General features: G+C 64.4%; 17 protein-coding genes. 3 read left to right on the forward strand and 14 right to left on the reverse strand.

Annotated elements, in window-relative coordinates; all coding sequences use genetic code 11:
• Positions 1-2: 2 nt before the first annotated feature.
• Positions 3-485 (reverse strand): cupin domain-containing protein, encoded by a 483-nt coding sequence (locus tag BMY91_RS11085; RefSeq protein ID WP_090821852.1) that lies wholly within the window; start codon positions 483-485, stop codon positions 3-5.
• A gap of 43 nt (positions 486-528) precedes the next feature.
• Positions 529-1383 carry a fumarylacetoacetate hydrolase family protein gene (locus BMY91_RS11090; RefSeq protein ID WP_090821854.1) on the reverse strand — a complete coding sequence of 285 codons (855 nt, stop codon included), beginning with the start codon at positions 1381-1383 and terminating at the stop codon, positions 529-531.
• A gap of 136 nt (positions 1384-1519) precedes the next feature.
• Between BMY91_RS11090 and BMY91_RS11095 the strand changes: the two genes are divergently transcribed.
• Both BMY91_RS11095 and BMY91_RS11100 read left to right on the forward strand, forming a co-directional pair.
• Positions 1520-1918: a RidA family protein gene (locus BMY91_RS11095; protein ID WP_090821857.1), complete on the forward strand. Its 399-nt coding sequence runs from the start codon at positions 1520-1522 to the stop codon at positions 1916-1918.
• A gap of 41 nt (positions 1919-1959) precedes the next feature.
• Complete coding sequence (locus BMY91_RS11100) at positions 1960-2304, forward strand: iron chaperone (protein ID WP_090821858.1); 345 nt, start codon at positions 1960-1962, stop codon at positions 2302-2304.
• On the opposite strand, the gene BMY91_RS11105 is transcribed toward BMY91_RS11100, so the two are convergent.
• The 12 genes from BMY91_RS11105 to BMY91_RS11160 form a co-directional block, all read right to left on the reverse strand.
• On the reverse strand, positions 2305-3108 hold the full coding sequence (locus tag BMY91_RS11105; protein WP_090821860.1) for an IclR family transcriptional regulator domain-containing protein: 804 nt from the start codon (positions 3106-3108) through the stop codon (positions 2305-2307).
• Between the two features lie 178 nt (positions 3109-3286).
• Positions 3287-3958 carry a 3-oxoacid CoA-transferase subunit B gene (locus tag BMY91_RS11110; RefSeq protein WP_090821862.1) on the reverse strand — a complete coding sequence of 224 codons (672 nt, stop codon included), beginning with the start codon at positions 3956-3958 and terminating at the stop codon, positions 3287-3289.
• A 2-nt stretch (positions 3959-3960) separates the two neighbouring features.
• On the reverse strand, positions 3961-4644 hold the full coding sequence (locus BMY91_RS11115; RefSeq protein WP_090821864.1) for a 3-oxoacid CoA-transferase subunit A: 684 nt from the start codon (positions 4642-4644) through the stop codon (positions 3961-3963).
• 14 nt (positions 4645-4658) lie between these two features.
• Positions 4659-5873: a thiolase family protein gene (locus tag BMY91_RS11120; RefSeq protein WP_090821866.1), complete on the reverse strand. Its 1215-nt coding sequence runs from the start codon at positions 5871-5873 to the stop codon at positions 4659-4661.
• A gap of 90 nt (positions 5874-5963) precedes the next feature.
• On the reverse strand, positions 5964-6410 hold the full coding sequence (gene pcaC, locus BMY91_RS11125) for a 4-carboxymuconolactone decarboxylase (protein WP_090821868.1): 447 nt from the start codon (positions 6408-6410) through the stop codon (positions 5964-5966).
• Positions 6407-7210 (reverse strand): alpha/beta fold hydrolase, encoded by an 804-nt coding sequence (locus BMY91_RS11130; protein ID WP_090821869.1) that lies wholly within the window; start codon positions 7208-7210, stop codon positions 6407-6409. The genes pcaC and BMY91_RS11130 overlap by 4 nt, the downstream gene beginning before the upstream one ends.
• A complete protein-coding gene (locus tag BMY91_RS11135) occupies positions 7203-8642 on the reverse strand; it encodes a lyase family protein (RefSeq protein ID WP_090821871.1) in 1440 nt (479 codons plus the stop codon). Before BMY91_RS11135 ends, BMY91_RS11130 begins: the two co-directional genes overlap by 8 nt.
• The gene (pcaG, locus tag BMY91_RS11140) at positions 8639-9253 is read right to left on the reverse strand and encodes a protocatechuate 3,4-dioxygenase subunit alpha (RefSeq protein ID WP_090821873.1); all 615 of its coding nucleotides are present in this window, start codon (positions 9251-9253) and stop codon (positions 8639-8641) included. The genes BMY91_RS11135 and pcaG overlap by 4 nt, the downstream gene beginning before the upstream one ends.
• A 4-nt stretch (positions 9254-9257) precedes the next feature.
• Positions 9258-10127: a protocatechuate 3,4-dioxygenase subunit beta gene (gene pcaH / locus BMY91_RS11145; protein WP_090821875.1), complete on the reverse strand. Its 870-nt coding sequence runs from the start codon at positions 10125-10127 to the stop codon at positions 9258-9260.
• 49 nt (positions 10128-10176) lie between these two features.
• Entirely contained in the window at positions 10177-12063 is a 1887-nt protein-coding gene (locus BMY91_RS11150; protein ID WP_090821877.1) for a bifunctional sugar phosphate isomerase/epimerase/4-hydroxyphenylpyruvate dioxygenase family protein, read from the reverse strand.
• On the reverse strand, positions 12063-12971 hold the full coding sequence (locus BMY91_RS11155) for a shikimate dehydrogenase (protein WP_090821879.1): 909 nt from the start codon (positions 12969-12971) through the stop codon (positions 12063-12065). Before BMY91_RS11155 ends, BMY91_RS11150 begins: the two co-directional genes overlap by 1 nt.
• Before the next feature lie 310 nt (positions 12972-13281).
• Complete coding sequence (locus BMY91_RS11160) at positions 13282-14052, reverse strand: IclR family transcriptional regulator (RefSeq protein ID WP_090821881.1); 771 nt, start codon at positions 14050-14052, stop codon at positions 13282-13284.
• A gap of 202 nt (positions 14053-14254) precedes the next feature.
• Here BMY91_RS11160 and BMY91_RS11165 point away from each other — a divergent pair, with 202 nt between their 5' ends.
• Positions 14255-15592: an MFS transporter gene (locus BMY91_RS11165; protein WP_090821883.1), complete on the forward strand. Its 1338-nt coding sequence runs from the start codon at positions 14255-14257 to the stop codon at positions 15590-15592.
• Positions 15593-15706: the final 114 nt, after the last annotated feature.

A 15706-nucleotide genomic window follows, 5' to 3' on the forward strand; every position in this document is an offset into this window, starting at 1 on the left:
GTTTAGACCCGGCGGTAGTCGGCGAGGGTTTCGTCAGCCACGTCTTCGAGGTTCACCACGAGGTTCTCCGGCGTGCGTGCGGTGAGCCAGACGAGTTCATCCGTGATGGACATGTTGGCTTCAACATGGGGCATGAACGGCGGCACGAAAACCCAGTCGCCAGCCTTCATGTCGATGAACTCCGAGTAGTTCTCGCCGAAATAGATCCGGCCGTGGCCGCGGAGCACGTACCCGCCGGTCTCAGCTTCACCGTGGTGGTGCGGGAGGGAACGGTAACCAGGGGTGTTGGATACCTGGCCGAACCAGATCTTGGTGGCCGGCGTGTGCTGGATGCTGACGCCGGAGACGCGGATGCAGTCTCCCGACTGGGCAGTATTGGTGTCTTCGGCGCCGGCGCGGGTGACCACCGGAACAACCTTTCCGTCAGCTTGGGCGTAGATGGAGTTATCGCCTTCGAGGCGGTATTCGGTGGTGGTCTGGCTCATGGGTCTCTCCTTCGTGTGGGGTGACGCTTGTGTGGGGTGGGACTTAGACGGTGGCGGCGACGGGCGCGTGGATCCGGAACTGGTTTTCCAACCGGCCGATCCCGTCGATTTCGGTGGTGAGGACGTCGCCGTCCTTGAGGAAGCGCGGCGGGGTCATTCCCATGCCCACTCCCCCAGGAGTTCCGGTGAGGACGAGGTCGCCGGGGCGAAGGGTGGTGAACTGCGAGATGTAGGACAGCAGCCGTGCCGGGCCGAACACCAGAGTGCTGGTGTTTCCCTCCTGTACCAGTTCGCCGTTGACGTAGCCGCGGACGTCGAAATGCTGCCCGGCTTCATCGGCCGTCAGCATGACCGGACCAACAGGGGTGGTGCCGTCCCAGGCCTTGCCTTGGAACCACTGCAGCGTCCGGTTCTGCCAATCACGCATGGAAACGTCGTTGGCCACGGTGTACCCGGCAATGGCCTCACGGGCTTGTTCTTCGTCAGCGCGGAACAGTTCAGAACCGACGACGACGGCCAGCTCGGCTTCCCAGTCCACACGTCCGCTGCCGTGGACTTCCACGGCGTCGGCGGCACCAACCAGCGTGTCTGCGTATTTTGCGAACAGGGTGGGGAACTCAGGAAGTTCGCGGCCCATTTCCTGGATGTGGTCGCCGTAGTTCAGGCCGCAGCAAATGACTTTGCCCGCCCGGGGCAGGAGCGGCGCGAGTTCTGCGTCAGCTGCGGCGATGACGGTCTGATCCTTGGACGCGGCAGCCCCCTCCACCACAGCACGCCAATCCGCCTGCGCCAGGAGTTCCCCAACCTCAGTGGCGGGCAACGCGAGGTAGGAGTCGGCGCCCGTGGCGAGTGCCGCCGTCGTACTTCCGCCGGCCGTACGCAAGGTGGCTAGTTTCATTGCGGGTTCCCTTCGAGATTTTGTGATGTGTCGACTTTTTTACGATCGTCACATATGCTCAACGTAGCACGGCGGAAATGATCTGCACAGAGGCTTTCCAAAAGTTTTTGCAGTTGCCACAACGAGGAGGAACAGCATGAGCCACACAACGATTAACCCGGAATCGCTGCCCAAGCCATCGGGTTTCGCGCACGGAATCCTGGCCGGCAACACCGTTTTCCTGGGCGGGCAGACGGCCCTGGATAAGAACATGAACATCGTTCCCGGCGGCATCGTGGAGCAGTTCACCCAGGCGTTCACCAACGTTTTGACGACGTTGCGCGAAGCCGGCGGGCAGCCGGAAGACCTGGTCAACGTGACCATCTACCTCACGGACGTGGACGACTACATGGCGAACGGCCGTGAGATTGGGCGCATTTGGCGCGACATGGCCGGCTCGCAGTACCCCGCCATGGCTGGCATCGGCGTCACGCGCCTCTGGCAGAAAGAGGCCCTGATCGAAATCCAGGGCATCGCGGTGATCCCGGAGCGCTAAACCTCTGGCCGATATAGGCGCATGTGGTGAACCATGTCCCTATGGGAACCGTCACCGAATATTTGGAGAACGTCAGCGAGGCCAACCGCGGGATCCTTGAGCGGATTGTGGGGATCGCCCGCGAACTCGCGCCCGATGCCGAAGAAGGCGTCAGCTACGGCATGCCCGCGCTGCTGGTTGATGGCAAGGGCTTCCTGAGCGTGCTCGAAACGAAGAAACACTTGGCCCTCTACCCGTTCAGCGGGCAGATCCTGCCGGAAATGTCGGAGGAGCTTGGCGGTTATTCGTGGTCACCCGGGACGCTGCGGTTTTCTGCGGACAACCCCGTGCCGGATTCCATGGTGCGCCGGATCCTGGAGACGCGGTTGGCGGCGATCCGGAGCTAGTCAGTGCTTGGCCGAGACGTCCTGCGAGATCGCGTTGGCCGTGGCCACTACTTCGGCTCGGACTGAATCCAGATACGCGTCCGCATCCGGCTGCGCTGCGACCGCTTGGGCCTGCAGTGACACGTTGATCGCAGCCACGTTGTCGCCGTTGTTGTGGTTCCACACCGGGGCTGCGATGGACATGAGGCCGATTTCCAGCTCCTGGTCCAGCAAGCACCAGCCTTGCGCACGGACATGCTCGACGGCGGCCCTCAAGTCGGGAACGCTGGCGACGGTTCGCGGCGTGATCGGGGTGAGTTCCGCCGTCGTGAGGTAAGCCTCAAGCTGGGCCTGCGGCAGTCCGGCGAGCAGGACGCGACCCATGGACGTGGCGTACGCGGGGAACCGGGTACCAACGGTGATGCCGACGTTCATGATCCGGCGCGTGGCAACGCGGGCCACATAGAAGATATCCGGGCCGTCGAGGACTGCGGCGGAGGTGGACTCCCCCAGCTTCAAGCTGAGCTGCTCCAGGTGCGGCTGGGCCAACTGAGGCAACGACAGCGCCGAGAGGTATGAGTAGCCGAGCTGCAGCACCTTGGCCGTGAGTGCGAACGTTTTGCCGTCGGTGCGGACGTAGCCGAGCTCAACCAACGTGTGCAGGAACCGCCGGGCCGTGGCTCGCGTCAGGTCCGTGCGGGCAGCCACTTCGCTGAGAGTCATGAGCGGATTGTTCGCGTCGAACGCCCGGATCACGGCGAGTCCCCGGGCCAGCGACTGGACGTACTGGTCGCTGGCCTGCGGGGTAACTGCGGAGTCGCTCATGGTTACCAATCCTAGAGTGCGTTGCGGGGCCTACTCTGCGCCCCGAACTCGCGAAATACCACGCAAAGCGGGCCCCACAACACAAGGGCTCGAACTTGCGGGGCCTACTCTGCGCCCCGAACTCGCGAAATAGCGCGCAAAGCGGGCCACACAACACAAGGGCTCGAACTTGCGGGGCCTACTCTGCCTTGGCCTTCAGGGGCAGCGGCACGAGCTCCTGGATTTCCTCAAAGGTGCAGCCGAAGGTCTCGCGGACCGTGACGCCGTCGGGTCCGGTGAGGAACACGGCTTTGTCCGTGTACACGCGGGTGACGCAGCCGACGCCGGTGACCGGGTAGGTGCACTGCTCCACGAGCTTGGACACGCCCTCGCGGGTCAGCAAGGTCATCATCACAAAAACGTCCTTGGCGCCGGTGGCCAGGTCCATTGCGCCACCGACGGCGGGGATGGCCCCCGGGGCTCCGGTGTGCCAGTTGGCTAGATCGCCGTTGGCGGAAACCTGGAACGCGCCGAGAACGCAGATATCCAGGTGCCCGCCACGCATGATGGCGAACGAGTCGGCATGGTGGAAGTACGCGGCTCCGGGCAGCTCGGTGACGGGAATCTTGCCGGCGTTGATCAAGTCTTCATCGATCTCATCACCTTCGGCCTCCGGGCCCATACCGAGCATCCCGTTCTCCGTGTGGAGCGTGATGTTCTGTTCCTCGGTGAGGTAATTGGACACGAGAGTGGGCTGGCCGATGCCCAGGTTCACGAACGAACCGGGGGCGATGTCGCGGGCCACCAACTGGGCGAGCTGGTCGCGGCCCAACGGCTTTTCCGAGGTCTGAATGCTGGTTTGGGTGCTCATAATCAGGCCACCTTCTCTGCGCTGGAACCGCTGACGCGGACCACGCTGTTGACGTAGATACCGGGTGTCACCACGTTCTCCGGATCCAGAGAACCGGTAGGCACGATCTCCGATACCTGCACGATGGTGTGTTTGGCAGCAGCGGCCATGATGGGGCCGAAGTTCCGGGCGGTCTTGCGGTACACAAGGTTGCCCTTGCCGTCAGCCTTGAGTGCCTTGATGAGCGCGACGTCGGCGTGGATGGGTGTTTCGAAGACCTGCCACTTCCCGTCCAAGAACCTGCTCTCCTTGCCCTCAGCCAACGTGGTGCCGTAGCTGGTGGGGGTGAAGAAGCCGCCGATTCCGGCACCGGCGGCACGGATGCGCTCAGCCAGGTTGCCCTGCGGAACCAGTTCCAGCTCAATCTCGCCAGCGTGGTACTTGGCGTCGAAGTGCCAGGAATCGGACTGCCTCGGGAAGGAACAGATCATCTTGCGGACCCGGCCTTCCTTGATCAGCAGCGCCAGGCCCTGGTCGCCTTGGCCGGCGTTGTTGTTGACCACGGTCAGGTCCTTCGCGCCGCAATCCATGAGTGCATCGATCAGTTCGAACGGCTGCCCGGCGTTGCCGAACCCGCCGATCATCACGGTGGACCCATCCTTGATGCTGGCGACAGCCTCGCCCACAGTGTCAATGAAATTCAGCATGACTCTTACCCCTTCTATGCCGACGCGCCGGCAGTGACGTTTTCGAGCACCACGGCCAGGCCTTGGCCCACGCCGATGCAGATCGCTGCCACGCCCCAGCGCTGGCCGGAGGCCTGCAAGGATCGAGCCAGCGTTCCCAGGATGCGGGTACCGGAGGCACCCAGCGGGTGTCCCATCGCGATTGCACCACCGTGCTGGTTCACGATTGCGGGGTCAATTCCCCACGCGTCAACGCACGCCAGCGATTGCGCGGCGAACGCTTCGTTAAGTTCGACGGCGCCCACCTGGTCCCAGCCGATGCCCGCCTTCGCGAGGGCCTTGTTCGCGGCCTCCACAGGGGCGAAGCCGAAGAACTGGGGATCGTTGCCGTGCGCACCGCGACCGGCGATGCGGGCGAGGGGCTCCAGGCCGAGTATGGAAGACGCGGCTTCGGAGCCGATCCACGCCGCCGAAGCACCATCAGACAAAGGCGAGGCGTTACCGGCGGTGACCGTGCCGCCGTCGGGCCCGTCCGACTCAGGGCGGAAGACGGTCTTCAAACCGGCAAGCTTCTCAGCCGAAGAACCGGCGCGGATTCCCTCGTCCCGGACAAGGTCGGTGCCCGGAACCGCGGTCACAAGGTTGTCGTAGAAGCCTTCATTCCACGCGGCGTCCGCCAAGTTGTGCGAGTCGGCCGCAAAAGCATCCTGCCGTTCACGGGTGATCCCATACTTCTCGCGGAGCCGTTCGGTGGCCTCGCCCAAGGAGATGGTCCAGTCCTTGTTCATGGCCGGGTTCACCAAACGCCAACCGAGCGTGGTGGACGCCAAGGTCATGTCACCGGCCGGGTAGGGCTTGGACGTCTTGGGCAGCACCCACGGCGCACGGGACATGGATTCGGCGCCACCCACCAGCATCAACTCAGCGTCGCCGGCGTTGATCTGGCGCGAAGCGATGATCGCCGCGTCCAACGAGGACCCGCAGAGCCGGTTGACCGAGGTGCCCGGAATGGAGACCGGCAGGCCAGCCAGGAGCGTTGCCATGCGTGCTACGTTGCGGTTTTCCTCGCCGGCACCGTTGGCGTTGCCGAACACCACCTCGTCGATCCGCTCAACGTCGAGCCCAGGGGCCCGCTTGACGGACTCCCGGACCACGTGGGCGGCAAGGTCATCGGGACGGACAGCGGCAAGTCCGGAGCCGAACTTGCCAAAGGGCGTGCGCACGGCGTCGTACACGAAAGCCTGATTCATGGGTTTCTCTTTCTCTTGCCCAACTGGCTGGCAGTAGAGGTTGTTTATGAGGGCTCAGAACAACCACGATTGCGAGCTAGTTGGGGGAACTCAGTTGGGTTCGGCCGCGTCGATCTCGGCGAATACTTTTTGGGCCGTCTTGAAGGCCGAGTTGGCCGACGGCACACTGCAATAAATGGCGGTCTGCAGCAGGATTTCCTTGATTTCGTCCCTGCTTAGGCCGTTGTTGAGGGCCGCCCGGACATGCATGGCCAGCTCCTCCCAGTGACCATGTGCCACCAGCGCCGTGAGGGTGACGGCGGAACGCATTTGCCGGCTCAGGCCAGGCCGCGTCCAGATGCCACCCCAGGCGATCCTGGTAATCATGTCCTGGTAGTCCTCGGTAAAGGAATCCTTGTTGGCGTTCGCCCGGTCCACGTGCGCGTCGCCGAGCACTTCGCGGCGAACCACCATGCCGGCGTCGTAAATGTCCTGTGCGGTGGCATCAGACTGAACGGCGCCCTTCCGTACAGCGCCGTTGTGTTCAGAAGAGGTCATCGTCCGTTCTCCTTCATAAAGGTGCGCATCAGTTCAGCCACGGCGGCTGGTGCTTCCGCGGGCGCCAGGTGCGCGACGCCGTCGAGCGTTTCCACCTGCGCGAGTCCTCCACCGGCTCGGATGCCTTCGGCCGTTTCTTCGGCGAGCGACGGCGGCGCTACTGAATCCTCGACGCCGGCAATCACCTGTGTAGGGACAGTGATGCTGCCGAGCTGCTCGCGGACATCGAACGCGGCGAGGGCTTCGCAGCAGAACGAGTAGCCAAAGCGGTCGGCGTCGCGGAGGGCATGCAGGAGGCGGCTGCTGATCTCCGGCTGACGGTCCATGAAGCCCGGCCCGAACCAGCGCTCGGCGGACCCTTGGATCATCACGGGCGTGCCCAGCTGACGAACCGTCTCGGCGCGCTCCAGCCAGCCTTCGGGGGTGCCGAGCTTGGCGCCGCTGCACTGCACGGACAGGCTGCGGAGGCGGTCGCCGTGCTTGATGCCGAGCTGCAGGCCGGTGGCCCCGCCCAGCGAAACACCGGAGTAGTGGAACTTTGATTCCGGCGACACCGAGTCGACAAGATCGACGACGGCGTCAGCCAGTTCCGCAATATCGAAACCTTCGGTGGTGGTGGGCGAGATGCCGTGACCGGGGAGGTCCCACCCGATGACGTCGTACTCATCGCCGAGGAGGGCCGCGGTTTCAGTCCACAGCACAGTGGACGTGCCCAGCGACGGGCCCACTACCAAGAGCGGTTTGGCTCCGAGTTCGCGCTGCGGGGACAGCAGCACGGCCTTGACTGTTGGCTTAACCACGTGTGGCTCCCTTCGTTGAGATTCCCGTGTTTGTTGCTGGCGCCGTGAAGTCGGGGTAGGCGTCCAGGATGCGGCGGCTGATCTCCGATGCCTCACCGAGGTAGCTCGCGGGGTCCAGGAGCTCTTCAAGCGTGGCGTCGGAGACCTTGTCCGCGGGGACGGTTTCGCGCAGGAGCTTGGTATAGATCCGCGACTGCTCGGCGACGGGTGCTTTCAAGGTTTCGTCGACGACGGCCTGAAGCTTCTGCTTTCCGTCCTCACCGAGGAGAGGCGCGACGGCGGCAGCCACACCTTCGCTGAGCAGCAGCGGCCCCGAGATTTCCAGGTTCCTGCGCATCGCCTCGGGGAAGAGACGGAGGCCTTCGGTGAGTTCGCGGAGGTGTCCGGCTGCGCCCAGGGCCAACGCGAGCAGGTGACGCAGAGCCGGCCATTCGCTGTGCCAGGCTCCGTCGGGTCGCTCGTCGTTGAATGTTGCTGCGGCAAGGTGCAGTTGCGCGGCAAGAGCGGGAGCCTGCAACGCCGCACTGCGGATGAGCACGGACAGCACGGGGTTCTGCTTCTGGGGCATGGCCGAGGAAACACCGCGTCCGGCAGCCAGCGGTTCGCCCAGTTCGCCGACTTCCGGGCGGCTGAGGAACAGCAGGTCTGCAGCGATCTTGCCGAAGGAGTCGATCAGGGCGGCGAGCCCGTCGCCGAGGGCCGTGACCGCGAGGCGGTTGGTGTGCCACGGCGCTGGAACAGGTGCGAGGCCCAGTTCGGCAGCCAAGGAATCCGCAAGGGTGAACGGCGTGGAGTCCGAGCCGGCGGTGAGCTTTGTGCCTGAGGCCAACGTCCCGCCGGCCCCGCCGAACTGGACCGGCAATTCAAGGGATTCCAAGCGGGCAGCCGCAGCCGCCACGCCGTGGAACCACTGCGCAGCCTTGAGCCCGAACGTGTAGGGAAGCGCGTGCTGTGTCAGGCTCCTGCCCACGCACAGCGTGTCCGCATGCTGCTCCGCCAAGGTGGCGAGCGCCGTCGTCGTGCCCTTGACGTCAACCAGGAGCGCGGAAACGGTGCGGCTGGCCAGCAGCATCAGGGCGGAGTCGAGGACGTCCTGGCTGGTCAGCGAGGTGTGGACAGCTTTGCCGGCACCGATTCCCGAGGTGTCCAACTCCTTGACGCGAGCACGCAGGTCTCCGAGCAAGGGAATCACCGGGTTGGCGCCGCCCTGGGCGCGTTCCGCTACCGAAGCTACGTCGTAGGAGTCACCATGGGCGGCTTCGGCCACCACAGCGGCGGATCCGGCAGGGACAAGCCCCGCACCCTCAAGGACGGCAGCCCAGGAGGCTTCGACGCGGAGGATTGCCGCGATCACGGCACGGTCGTCCGTCAGCGCCGCCACAGCGGACGACGCCGAGACGGGGCTGAGGAGGCCGAAGTCGCCGTCGGTCATGCCTGGGTTTCCCCTTCAGAATGGTCCGCATTGACGCTGGTTTCCAGTGAGCCGTCCTGCTGGAAGTCCAGGAACACGGTCTCGTCGCCACCCTGCAGGCGGATGTCCCAGGTGAGGCCACCATCGGCGTCGCGGCGGGCGATCAGCGTCTTGCGGCGCTCCGGGTCGAGGGAGCTCAGCAGAGGGTCATTGGCCAGCGCTTCCTCGTTTTCGGGAAGGTACACGCGGGTGAAGAGACGGTTCATGAGGCCGCGGGCGAAGACCGCCACGGAGATGAACGCTGCCGCGCCGGGAGCCATGGGGCCGGGGTTGACCGTAGTGAAGGTGTACACGCCCGAGTTGCCCACGGAGCCGCGGCCCCAGCCGGTGAACGTGTAGCCATCGCGGACCAGGGAGCCGGTGCGCTGGACGATCTTGCCCTCGGAGTCCGGCTGCCAGATTTCCAGGATGGCGTCCGGGATAGCGTTCCCCGCGCCGTCGTACACGGTGCCTTGGAGGCGGATGCTGCCGGGGCTGCCCGGAGCCAGGAGTTCGTTGTCCTTGTTAAAGGGAAGGGCGTAGCCGTAGAAGGGGCCAACGGTCTGACCCGGTGTGGGTGCCAGCTTGCTCATGCGCTTACTCCTCGTCCCCGGCGTCGCCGTATGCTTCGTTTTCGGTCCAGGTGCGCTTGGAACCGGTCAGGATGATGTCCCACTTGTAGCCGAGCGCCCACTCCGGGCTGGTCAGCTCGTGATCGTACTGTGCCACGAGGCGGTCGCGGGCGTCCTGGTCCACGATCGACTGGTAGATGGGGTCCAGCGGGAAGAGCTGGTCGCCCGGGAAGTACATCTGGGTGACGATGCGCTGGGTGAACTCCGAGCCGAACATGGAGAAGTGGATGTGCGCCGGACGCCAGGCGTTCAGGTGGTTCTTCCACGGGTACGCGCCGGGTTTGATGGTGGTGAAGCTGTACGAGCCGTCCGCACCGGTGATGCAACGGCCAACGCCCGTGAAGTTCGGGTCAAGCGGCGCGGGGTGCTGATCGCGTTTGTGGATGTAGCGGCCGGATGCGTTGGCCTGCCAGATCTCCACGAGCTGGCCCGCAACGGGCCTGCCGTCGCCGTCAAGCACGCGGCCGGCAACAATAATCCGCTCACCCTGGGGCTCACCGTTGTGCTGGATGGTCAGGTCCGATTCCAGTGCGTGCACGTCCTGGTGGCCGAAGGCGGGCGAGTAGAGCTCGATTGTCTCCGGGTCCGCGTGGTGCAGGCTCTTGGTGGGGTGGCGCAGGATGCTGCTCCGGTACGGCGAGTAGTCCAGGCGCGGCATGGTCTCCGGAGCGCGCCCGTTCTTCAGTGCCTCGGCGTAGCGATCGCCCATGGCTTTGATCTCAGCACTGAGATCTGCCTGGGTTTCCACCTTCTTGGACTCGTGTGCGGCGTGTGGCTCAGCGGGCGGCACGAGTTCCTCTGATTCGAGCGTCTGTGCTGTCTGTTCCTGTGGCACGGCCGGCTCCTTTCGGTTGACGGGTTCTTCTGGTTTATGGGCAGCGGGCCTACACCCGGTGAAGCGAGTCGTATTGGACGGCGTGACGTACCGGAGCGTTGGGCGCCCCGTAGCCGTCATAGTTGCCGCGGCGCTCCACCATTTCGAAGAACACACTGCCCACTGTGGCTGTGTAGAAGTGGAGGAATTCGCCGTTGGCGTCCCGGTCATACAGGAGGTTGAGCTCCTTGAGGGTGGCCAGGAAGCCGGGTTCGAGATCGAATCGGGCATCCAGGTCCTCGTAATAATTGGCCGGAATCTGCAGGAACTCGAGGCCGCGATCGCGGGCGGACCGGGCCGTGGCCACGAGGTCGTCCACGGCGAACGCGATGTGTTCCTGGTACGTTTTGCGTGCTGTTTCCTGGGCTTGCTGGGCGGGCGCCAGGTTCAGGACCAGCCTGACCGCGCCAGTGCTGGTTTCCATAACCTGCGAGCGCACCAAGCCGCTGGGGCTCGGGACTTCCGCAAATGGCTGCGGTTCCAGGGCCAGGGCACTGGTGTAGAAGAGGACGGCTTCATCGAAGTGCTGCCACGGCTGGGCCAGGTTCACGTGGTCAATCACAGCGTTCTGCGCACTGGACGCGTGGTCCAGGCCCTCGCCGAACTCGTGTGTCCACGCGGCGGTGCCGTCCGGGCTTCCCTGGCACAGGAAGATCTCCGTGGAGTCCGGGGCGGAGATACCTTGGAAGACTTCCTCGTCCGCCTGGACCTTGCGGGCAACCACGGGCGCCTTGAGTTGCTGGGCACGAGCGGAGGCAATCACTGGAGAGTCGACGTCGAACCCCAAAGCGGCGATAGCCGGTTCCGAGTGCGAGGCCGCCTGCTCGTTGATGATCACGCGCGCCTGGCCCATGGTCCAGAGCTGGACGTCCTTGGTGCGGTGGCGGCCTTCGAATTCAAAGCCGAGCTGGCCCAGCAGCTTCTCCAGCTGCGCGGTGTCATCGGCCTTGACCTCGGCGAAGTTGAAACCAGCGGGCTCGTTCACCTTGGGCAGCGTGGCAAGTTCCATGGGATAACGACGGCGGGACGAACCGCCGTTGCCGGCCGCGGTCCCAGTTCCGGTTTCCACAGCGGTGCTGGCGAGCCATTTGGCGCTCTGCTCCTCCAGCCAGATCAGGGAGCGCATGGCGTCCACGGCCGTGCGCTCGGTGTCCGACTGACGGAAGACGTCGTTGAAAACCTCCAGCGAGACTGGGCCGGTGTACCCGGCGCGGACAACATGGCCCATGAACTTGGCGAGCTCGAACTGCCCCTCGCCCGGGAACACGCGGTAGTGACGGCTCCAGGACAGCACATCCATGGAGAGCTTGGGGGCGTCGGCAACCTGGACGAAGAAGATTTTCTCCGCGTTGATCTGCTCGATGGGCGCGGTGTCCCAGTCCCGGGAAAGGATGTGGAAGGAGTCCAGGCACGTGCCGAGGTTGGGGTGGTCCACCATTTCCACCAGGCGGTAGGCGTGCTCGTAGTCATTGACGTATTTGCCCCACGCCAGGGCTTCGTAGGCAACCTTGACTCCGTGTGCCCCGGCCAACTCCGCCAATTCTGCGAGCTGCTCGGCCCTCAGGTCGTCGTCGTCGATGGTGGCTGTCGCCACGTTGGAGCAGACCAGGATGGTGTCCATGCCCAAGCGGGACATGAGCTTGAACTTGGCCTCGGCCCGCTTGAGGTTGGCCTTGAGCAGCTCCGGGGTAACGCCGTCGAAATCCCGGAAAGGCTGGTAGAGGTCCAGGCCCAAACCGAGGTCGGCGGCCATTTTCCGGACTTCTTCCGGGCTGTGCGGGGACGTGACGAGGTCCTGCTCGAAGATCTCGATGCCATCGAAGCCCGCAATGGCGCAGGCCTGCATCTTCTCCTTCAGCGTGCCCGACAGGCAGACCGTGGCGATACCGGTGCGCATCAGTGGCCTGCCTTCGTCAGCTCGGGGGCCGCCGCCGCGTCTTCCACTGCGATGAGTTCCAGGAAGTGTGCCCGCATCCGCTCCCGGTCGGCTTGACGTCCTGTAATGAGCTGGAAAGCGTCGGCCGCCTGACCCACCGCCATCCTGCCGCCGTCGAGGACGTCGCAGTTCTTGGCACGCGCTTCGCGGACCAGTTGCGTTTCGATGGGGCGGTAGACGATGTCAGCCACCCAGTGGCGTGGCTCCAGGAGTTCGATGTCCAGGGGCAGTCCCGGGTGGGCGGCCATGCCGATCGGGGTGCAGTGCACCAGGCCGTCGGCGAGCGGCATGATCTGCGCGAGTTCGTCAGTGCTGCGCGGCGTGACCGTGGCTTCGGGGAAGAGTGCGCCCAGCTCGGAAGCGCGTTCCGCAGCGCGGGCAGGGTCCATGTCCACCAGGTCCAGGGTGCTGACGCCGGCGGTGAGGAGCGCGTAAGCAACAGCCGAGCCGGCACCGCCCGCGCCGAGCTGGACCACACGGTTCAGTTTGGCGTTCGGGAGTCCGTCGGCGAGCGCCGAACCGAAGCCCGAGAAGTCTGTGTTGTGGCCGATAAACCGACCATCCCGAATCAGGACCGTATTCACGGCACCCAGGCGCGCGGCGTCGTCGGAAATTTCGTCAAGGTGCTCAAGCACCAACTGCTTGCAGGGGTGCGTGATGTTCAGGCCATTGAAGCCCATGCGGTGGGCTGCGGTGAGGAGATCCCCGACGGCGGCGGCCGGCAATGCCAGTTCCAGCAGGTCAATGGGGCGGTACAGCAAGCGAAGACCCTGCACATCGGCTTCGCGTTCGTGCATGGGCGGCGTGAGCGAGGGCATGACGCCCTCACCTATGAGGCCCACCAGAACGGATTCGGCTCGGTTGCTCATCCTAAAGCTCCTTTGACTTCAGCACCGCGGGCTTTTTGGCGCTTTCCGGGGCGCCGCTTGCCGGGGTGTTATTTAGATTACTACAAGTGTTCATATTCCGCACGCTTGTTCTTATCGCGAACATTTACTGAGCGCCGAAGTTTTGTGAGGTCGCGTTGCGGGGCCTGCTCTGCGCGGTATTCCGGGGATCCGGGGCGCAAAGCGGGCCTCACAACGAGGACCCTCGCGTTGCGGGGCCTGCTCTGCGCGGCATTCCGGGAACCCGGGGCGCAAAGCGGGCCTCACAACGAGCGGGCGTGCATCGCGGGACTCAGCGCTGGGGCAGCCTGGCCGCGAGTTCAGCCGCGGCCTCCTGCAGCGTGGGGACGTGCGCAATGAGTTCCTCCATGGTGAGGCGGAACACCGGCACGGCCGTGGCCAGGGACGCAAAAGCGTGGCCCTGGGAATTGAGGACCGGCACAGCGACGGCCCGCATGCCCACCTCGTTCTCTTCATCCATGACGGCATATCCCTGCCGGCGCACCTGCTCGATTTCTTCACGGAACTTGTCGCGATCGGTAATGGAGTGCTGGGTCAATGGATCCAGGGGCAGCTCCTCCAGGAGGCGCTTCCGCTCGATCTCTTCCTCAAAGGCCACGATCGCCTTGCCAACCGAGGTGGTGTGCAGCGCGCCCAGATGCCCGGGGTCGCTGGTGACACGGAAGGTCTTGGGTCCATCCACCTTGTTGACCGTGAGGTGATGATTGCCATCACGGACGGACAGGATGGTTGCCTCATGGGTTCGCTCCGTGACGCGCTGGAGGACAGGCAGGGCCGTCGCGGCGAAGCCGTGGTGATTGGAGACCCGCTGGCCGAGCTGGAACACGCGCAAGCCCAGGTGGTAGCGACGCCCATCAGGCTCATAGTCCACGAATCCGTCACGCGTCAGGGAGCCCAGCAGGCGATAGGTGGTGCTGAACGGCAGGCTGGCACTCCGGGCCAGATCAGCCGCACTTGCACCGCGCGGTTCATTGCCCAGAAGTACCAGCAGGCTTAGGGCTTTGCCGACCATGTCGGTCTTTGTGTCCTCTTTCACACTCATAACTCGATGCTCTCACATGGTGAGAGCTATTTCTAGATGGTGGTGACATCTCTTGACAAGTGACCCCACTCACAGCCACTATTGCTGTATTGCACAAGTAGCTCTCACCATGTGGTTACTTTCGGGATGATCCGGCCGCACCTCGCTCTGGTCTTCCCTTGAAGCTAGATCCGCGACATCGTCGTCACAGAAGGAACCTCCCATGAGCCAAACAATGCCGTCAGCGACGCCAGGCACTGAAACAACCACCGGAACTCCCAAGAAAGCAGCGCTTGCCAGCTTCCTTGGCAGCGCCGTGGAGTACTACGACTTCTTCATCTTCGGCTCGGCAGCGGCCCTGATTTTTCCGCATGTGTTCTTCCCGGACGCAGACGCCAACGCAGCCATCATGTCCTTCGCGACGTTCGGCTTCGCCTACGTCGCCCGCCCAGTGGGCGCCGTCATTCTGGGCCACTTCGGTGACCGGATCGGGCGGCAAAAGGTCCTCATGTTCACCCTGGTCCTGATGGGTGCCGCCACCTTCGTGATCGGCTGCCTCCCGGACTTCAAGACCATCGGCTGGTGGGCTCCCGTCCTGCTGGTCCTGGCCCGCCTGTGCCAGGGCCTCTCAGCCGCCGGCGAGCAGGCCGGCGCCTCCTCCATGACGTTGGAGCACGCCCCGGACAACCGCCGGTCCTTCTTCACCTCGTGGACCCTGACCGGTACCCAGGGTGGCCAGATTCTCGCAGCCCTCGTCTTCATTCCCGTGGTGGCACTGCCCGATGAGATTAAGTACGGCATCGGCTGGCGCATCCCGTTCTGGCTCAGCGCAGTGGTTGTCATGGTGGCCTACTTCATTCGCCGCACCCTGCACGAGCCGCCGGCATTCGCCGAGGCCAAGAAGAACAACCAGATCTCCAAGCTTCCCGTTGCCGACCTCCTGCGATTGCACTGGCGCGATGTTCTCCGCGTGGTCTGCTGCGCCTTCATTGCCGCAGTGAGCACCGTTTTTGGAACCCTGGCGATCAAGTACGCCCAGGACGTTGCCCACGTGAACAGCACCATCACACTGTGGCTGGTGGTCGCGGCCAACGTCGTGGCCCTCGGAACCCAGCCCTTGTTCGGCATGCTTGCGGACAAGATCGGCCGGAAGCCCGTCTTCATCTACGGAGCAATCGCCAGCGCCATCATGACACCGGTGTTCCTGCTGACGCTCGAGTCGGGCAATGTGCCGTTGATGTTCCTGGTTTCCATCGTGTTCTTCTCCTTCGGATACGCTGCCGCCAACGCCGTGTGGCCGTCCTTCTACGGTGAAATGTTCAGCACCAAGGTCCGCTTCTCCGGACTGGCCATCGGCACGCAGCTCGGCTTCCTCATGGCAGGCTTCGCCCCCGCAATCGTGACCGCACTGGGCGGCACCAAGCCGGGCGGATGGGTCCAGATTTCCATCTTCACCGCCGTGATCTGCGTGATCGCAGCTGTCTCAGCCATGACCGCCCGCGAATCCGCCAAGGTTCCCACCGCGGAGCTCGGCCTCCACAAGCACGCGCAGCACGCCTAAGTCCTGCACGCTCCTTCCCGGTTAGTCGGGGTCCGGAGCGGCGAAAGCCCGGAATGCCACCTGACATTCCGGGCTTTTCGCTGTGCCGGACACACCCCGGGCCGAGGCAACCGG

The sequence above is a fragment of the Arthrobacter sp. yr096 genome (assembly GCF_900108925.1).
Taxonomy (GTDB): Bacteria; Actinomycetota; Actinomycetes; order Actinomycetales; family Micrococcaceae; genus Arthrobacter.

Excerpts from the sequence above, each read along its gene's own strand:
- BMY91_RS11085 (WP_090821852.1), bottom strand. The coding sequence starts at position 485 with ATGAGCCAGACCACCACCGAATACCGCCTCGAAGGCGATAACTCCATC.
- BMY91_RS11090 (WP_090821854.1), bottom strand. The coding sequence starts at position 1,383 with ATGAAACTAGCCACCTTGCGTACGGCCGGCGGAAGTACGACGGCGGCA.
- BMY91_RS11095 (WP_090821857.1), top strand. The coding sequence starts at position 1,520 with ATGAGCCACACAACGATTAACCCGGAATCGCTGCCCAAGCCATCGGGT.
- BMY91_RS11100 (WP_090821858.1), top strand. The coding sequence starts at position 1,960 with ATGGGAACCGTCACCGAATATTTGGAGAACGTCAGCGAGGCCAACCGC.
- BMY91_RS11105 (WP_090821860.1), bottom strand. The coding sequence starts at position 3,108 with ATGAGCGACTCCGCAGTTACCCCGCAGGCCAGCGACCAGTACGTCCAG.
- BMY91_RS11110 (WP_090821862.1), bottom strand. The coding sequence starts at position 3,958 with ATGAGCACCCAAACCAGCATTCAGACCTCGGAAAAGCCGTTGGGCCGC.
- BMY91_RS11115 (WP_090821864.1), bottom strand. The coding sequence starts at position 4,644 with ATGCTGAATTTCATTGACACTGTGGGCGAGGCTGTCGCCAGCATCAAG.
- BMY91_RS11120 (WP_090821866.1), bottom strand. The coding sequence starts at position 5,873 with ATGAATCAGGCTTTCGTGTACGACGCCGTGCGCACGCCCTTTGGCAAG.
- pcaC (WP_090821868.1), bottom strand. The coding sequence starts at position 6,410 with ATGACCTCTTCTGAACACAACGGCGCTGTACGGAAGGGCGCCGTTCAG.
- BMY91_RS11135 (WP_090821871.1), bottom strand. The coding sequence starts at position 8,642 with ATGACCGACGGCGACTTCGGCCTCCTCAGCCCCGTCTCGGCGTCGTCC.
- pcaG (WP_090821873.1), bottom strand. The coding sequence starts at position 9,253 with ATGAGCAAGCTGGCACCCACACCGGGTCAGACCGTTGGCCCCTTCTAC.
- BMY91_RS11150 (WP_090821877.1), bottom strand. The coding sequence starts at position 12,063 with ATGCGCACCGGTATCGCCACGGTCTGCCTGTCGGGCACGCTGAAGGAG.
- BMY91_RS11155 (WP_090821879.1), bottom strand. The coding sequence starts at position 12,971 with ATGAGCAACCGAGCCGAATCCGTTCTGGTGGGCCTCATAGGTGAGGGC.
- BMY91_RS11160 (WP_090821881.1), bottom strand. The coding sequence starts at position 14,052 with ATGAGTGTGAAAGAGGACACAAAGACCGACATGGTCGGCAAAGCCCTA.
- BMY91_RS11165 (WP_090821883.1), top strand. The coding sequence starts at position 14,255 with ATGAGCCAAACAATGCCGTCAGCGACGCCAGGCACTGAAACAACCACC.